This is a genomic window from Massilia sp. CT11-108, assembly GCF_047302915.1.
Classification (GTDB): Bacteria; Pseudomonadota; Gammaproteobacteria; order Burkholderiales; family Burkholderiaceae_D; genus Telluria; species Telluria orientalis.
Genome location: NZ_JBKYMO010000510.1, coordinates 1 through 3,810, shown reverse-complemented (window position 1 = coordinate 3,810; position 3,810 = coordinate 1). Strand labels below are relative to the sequence as shown.

At 67.4% G+C, this 3,810-nt stretch carries 5 protein-coding genes and 2 pseudogenes; 4 read left to right on the top strand and 3 right to left on the bottom strand.

What is annotated here, in order from left to right; all coding sequences use genetic code 11:
- Together ACEN88_RS26400 and ACEN88_RS26395 are read right to left on the bottom strand one after the other, a co-directional pair.
- Window positions 1-246 (bottom strand): annotated as a pseudogene (locus ACEN88_RS26400) (two-component sensor histidine kinase); the annotation flags it as partial.
- On the bottom strand, window positions 243-914 hold the full coding sequence (locus ACEN88_RS26395) for a heavy metal response regulator transcription factor (protein WP_413344435.1): 672 nt from the start codon (window positions 912-914) through the stop codon (window positions 243-245). The gene ACEN88_RS26395 and the pseudogene ACEN88_RS26400, both read right to left, overlap by 4 nt.
- 151 nt (window positions 915-1,065) lie before the next feature.
- On the opposite strand from ACEN88_RS26395, the gene ACEN88_RS26390 reads away from it, so the two are divergent.
- The 3 genes from ACEN88_RS26390 (at window position 1,066) to ACEN88_RS26380 (ending at window position 3,161) form a co-directional block, all read left to right on the top strand.
- Entirely contained in the window at window positions 1,066-1,392 is a 327-nt protein-coding gene (locus tag ACEN88_RS26390) for a CzcE family metal-binding protein (protein WP_413344433.1), read from the top strand.
- Window positions 1,393-1,456: 64 nt separating this feature from the next.
- A complete protein-coding gene (locus ACEN88_RS26385) occupies window positions 1,457-1,786 on the top strand; it encodes a DUF305 domain-containing protein (protein ID WP_371768434.1) in 330 nt (109 codons plus the stop codon).
- Window positions 1,773-3,161, top strand: a complete 1,389-nt coding sequence (locus tag ACEN88_RS26380) for a YncE family protein (protein ID WP_413344431.1) — start codon at window positions 1,773-1,775, stop codon at window positions 3,159-3,161. Before ACEN88_RS26385 ends, ACEN88_RS26380 begins: the two co-directional genes overlap by 14 nt.
- A gap of 5 nt (window positions 3,162-3,166) precedes the next feature.
- On the opposite strand, the gene ACEN88_RS26375 is transcribed toward ACEN88_RS26380, so the two are convergent.
- Window positions 3,167-3,385, bottom strand: coding sequence for a hypothetical protein (locus tag ACEN88_RS26375; RefSeq protein ID WP_413344430.1), 219 nt, complete (start codon window positions 3,383-3,385; stop codon window positions 3,167-3,169).
- A gap of 163 nt (window positions 3,386-3,548) precedes the next feature.
- Between ACEN88_RS26375 and ACEN88_RS26370 the strand changes: the two are divergent.
- Window positions 3,549-3,810 (top strand): annotated as a pseudogene (locus ACEN88_RS26370) (hypothetical protein); the annotation flags it as partial.

The following is a 3,810-nucleotide window of genomic DNA, read 5'->3' as shown; positions in this document are numbered from 1 at the left end:
CACCTGCACGGTGACGCCGTCCTGGCCGATGGCCCGCGCCAGCACCGTGGGATCGCGCGTCGGCAATGCGCCCAGCAGCTGGCGCGCCAGCACGGCCTTGTTGAGCAGGTCCGCATCGTCGCGCCGGCCCATCTGGCGCGCCAGCGTCTGGTACAGGTAGGCGCCGACCGCGACGAACACGGCGGCGGCGATCGCGGCGAACAGCAGGCCGAGACGCAGCGCGATGGACATCGGACGCGCCGTCACTCGCGTTCTTCCATCAGGTACCCCATGCCGCGCACCGTGTGGATCAGCTTGACGGTATACGGATCGTCGACCTTCGTGCGCAGGCGGCGGATGGCGACGTCGACGACGTTCGTGTCCGAATCGAAGTTCATGTCCCACACCTGCGACGAGATGAGCGAGCGTGACAGCACCTCGCCCTGGCGCCGCGCCAGCAGCACGAGCAGCGCGTGTTCCTTCGGCGTGAGGTCGATGCGCTTGCCGGCGCGCGTGACGCGGTGGCGGCGCAGGTCGATCTCGAGGTCGGCCACGGCGAGGATGTCCGGCTCGCGCGTGGGCGCGCGCCGCAGCAGCGTGCGCACGCGCGCGAGCAGTTCGGCGAACGCGAACGGTTTCACGAGGTAGTCGTCCGCGCCGAGCTCCAGGCCGCGCACGCGGTCGGCCACGTCGTCGCGCGCCGTCAGGTACAGCACGGGCGTCTCCTTGTGCTCGCGCAGCTTGGAGAGCACCGTCCAGCCGTCCATCGCCGGCAGCATCACGTCGAGCACGACGAGGTCGTAGTCGTGCTCCAGCGCCAGGTGCAAGCCGTCCGGTCCGGTGCGCGCGAGGTCGGCGTTGAAGCCGGACTCGCGCAAGCCCTTGTGCAGGTAGTCGCCCGTCTTGGGCTCGTCTTCGACGATCAATATGCGCATGCGTCCTCCTGCGGACATTGTGCCGCATTTCCCGGCGCCGCTGGATGACAGGTGCGCCATCGGGCTGTCATCCAATTGTCATGTTGAAGTCACCCTCGCGTCAGCGGCCCTTTTGCAGAATGCGTCCATCCCAACCACGAAGGAGAACCGCATGACCAAGCTGACCCGCACCCTCGCCCTGTCCCTATTCGCCCTCGCCGCCGGCACGGCCGGCGCCATGCCGCGCCCGATGAACGCCGGCCGCGTCATCATGAGCGATACGGCCGACCGCGACGTCGCCATCGACGCCTCGACCCGCTGGGTCAACGTCACCAATGGCCAGACGGTGCGCTTCGATGTCGGTGGCCAGCGCTTCACGTTCGTGTTCGACGCGTGGCCCAGCACGGATTCCGTGCCGCTGTCGGCCATCGCGCCGAAGGGCGTGGCCGTGCCGGACGTGCGGGTCTACATCGCCCCCAACCCGCTGTACCAGGACTGATGCCATGAAAGCCCTCGCAGCCACATTGGCGCTGTGCGCCGCCACGGCCGCCAGCGCCCAGCACATGCACGGATCGCCGGCACCCGCATCGTTCGTCGCGTCCAGCGACAAGCCGTTCGCGGCGCTCATGAACGACGCGATGGCGATCATGGACCGCGACATGGCCGCCGCGCCGATGACCGGCGAACCGGGCCACGACTTCGTCACGATGATGATGCCGCACCACCAGGGCGCCATCGACATGGCGAAGGCCGTCCTGCTGAATACGCGGGACCCGGAACTGCGCAACCTGGCGCTCGGCATCATCGCCGAGCAGCAAAACGAAATCAACGTGATGCGGGCGTGGCTGGCACGTCACCCCTCGCAGACAAGGAGTCAGCATGAACACCATTGAACGGCTCGCCATCGCCGCGGGCGCCCTCGCCGTCGCGCAGGCGGCCATGGCCCTCCCGGCAGCTTCGGACCGCGTGTACACGGCCGACCAGAACACGAACACCATCTCGGTCTTCGACCCGGCCGGCAACCGCCTGCTGGGCCAGATCGTGCTGGGCAACCAGCGTCCCGACGTGCTGTCGCCGCTGTACCGCGGCGAGATCAACGTGCACGGCCTCGGCTTCTCGCCCGACCACAAGACCCTGATCGCGGTCTCGAACGGTTCGAACTCCGTGACGTTCATCGACACCGCGACGAACAAGGTCAAGGGCAAGACCTATGTCGGCCGCTCGCCCCACGAAGGCTTCTTCACGGCCGACGGCAAGGAAGTGTGGGTGGTCGTGCGCGGCGAGGATTACATCTCGGTGATCGACCCGCACACGTTCAGGGAAACGCGCCGCATCCCCACGGCCGTCGGTCCCGGCATGGTGCAATTCCTGCCGGACGGGAAGCTCGCGTTCGTCGTCTCCAGCTTCACGCCCGAGGTCGACGTCATCGACGTGAAGGCCCACAAGGTCATCAAGCGGATTGCCGTCGTCAGCCCGTTCTCGCCGTTCCTGCAGTTCACGCCGGACTATCGCGAGATGTGGATGACGCACAAGGACGTCGGCAAGGTCACGCGCATCGACACGCACACGTTCCAGGTGACGGGCGTGATCGACACCGGCTTCATCACGAACCACCTCGCGTTCGCCCGCGTCGGCGGCAAGACGTACGCGTACGTGACGGTCGGCGGCGAGAACGTCGTGAAGGTCTACACGACGGACAAGGACGCCACGCTCGTCGCCACGATCCCGACGGGCGCGCTGCCGCACGGGATCTGGACGGCGGACGACAGCAGCCGCGTCTACGTGGGCCTGGAAAACGGCGACGGCGTCGACGTCATCGACCCGGCCGCCAACAAGGTCGTCGCGCACATGCCCGGCGGGCAGGCGCCGCAGGCCCTCGTCTACCTGTCGCACGTCGCGGCGCCGGGCAGCGCGGACAACCTGGGCCCGCGTGTCAACCAGGATGCCGTCAACATCCCGCTCGCGGCGCGCGACGGCGCGACGACGGCACGCGGCTTCGTCGTCGCGCGCCAGCTGGGCGTCGTCGATGCGCTCGAGGTCAACGTGTTCAAGCTCAAGCCGGCGACGCAGTACGGTGTGGTTCTGGGCGGCCAGCCGGTCGGCACGCTGCGCACGGATGCGAAGGGCAATGCGAACGGTACGATGATCGGGCCGGTGCGATCCTTCACCCGGCCGGACGCGGCGCCCGCCGGCCAGGCCGCCGGGAAGATCCTGATCATGGAGGGCGATGCTGCGCCCTCCCCGGCCACGGCCGTGCTGGCGGGCTGACGCCGTCAGAACCTGTCGCGGGCACCCAGCATGTAGCGCGGACCGCCCGTCGTGACCGACAGGATCTGCATGTCGGTACGGCCGTGCTGGCGCTGGTGCTCGTCGGACAGGTTGATCGCTTCCAGCGACAGACTCAGGTTCTGGTTGACGTTGTACCCGATCGACAGGTCGACCTGCCCGTACGGCTCCACGTAGCCCGGATTGGCGCGGTTGTTCTCCGCCACGGTCGACAGGAACTGCCCGCGCCAGTTGTACGCGAAGTTTCGCCAGGCAAATCACTTTTGTTAAAAGCGCAAACACTCACACCGATTTCACACGGTGTTAAGCAAACAATCCGCAGCGGTGCGATCATTGCGTTCTCTGCATCCGACAACTCATAGAGGACCCATGACCACCTCCAGCTATCCCGATACCCGCCTCCTGATCGCCAACGAATGGGTCGACGCCACCGGCGGCAAGACGATCCCGGTCGTGAACCCGGCCACGGGCCAGGCGATCGGCACCGTCGCGCACGCGGCCATCGCCGACCTGGACCGCGCCCTCGCCGCCGGTGGCGTCGCCCCATTCGTTGGCGATCAGGAGGGGGGTATCGGGATAGCTGGAGGTGGTCATGGGTGCTCTATGAGTTGTCGGATGCAGAGAACGCAAT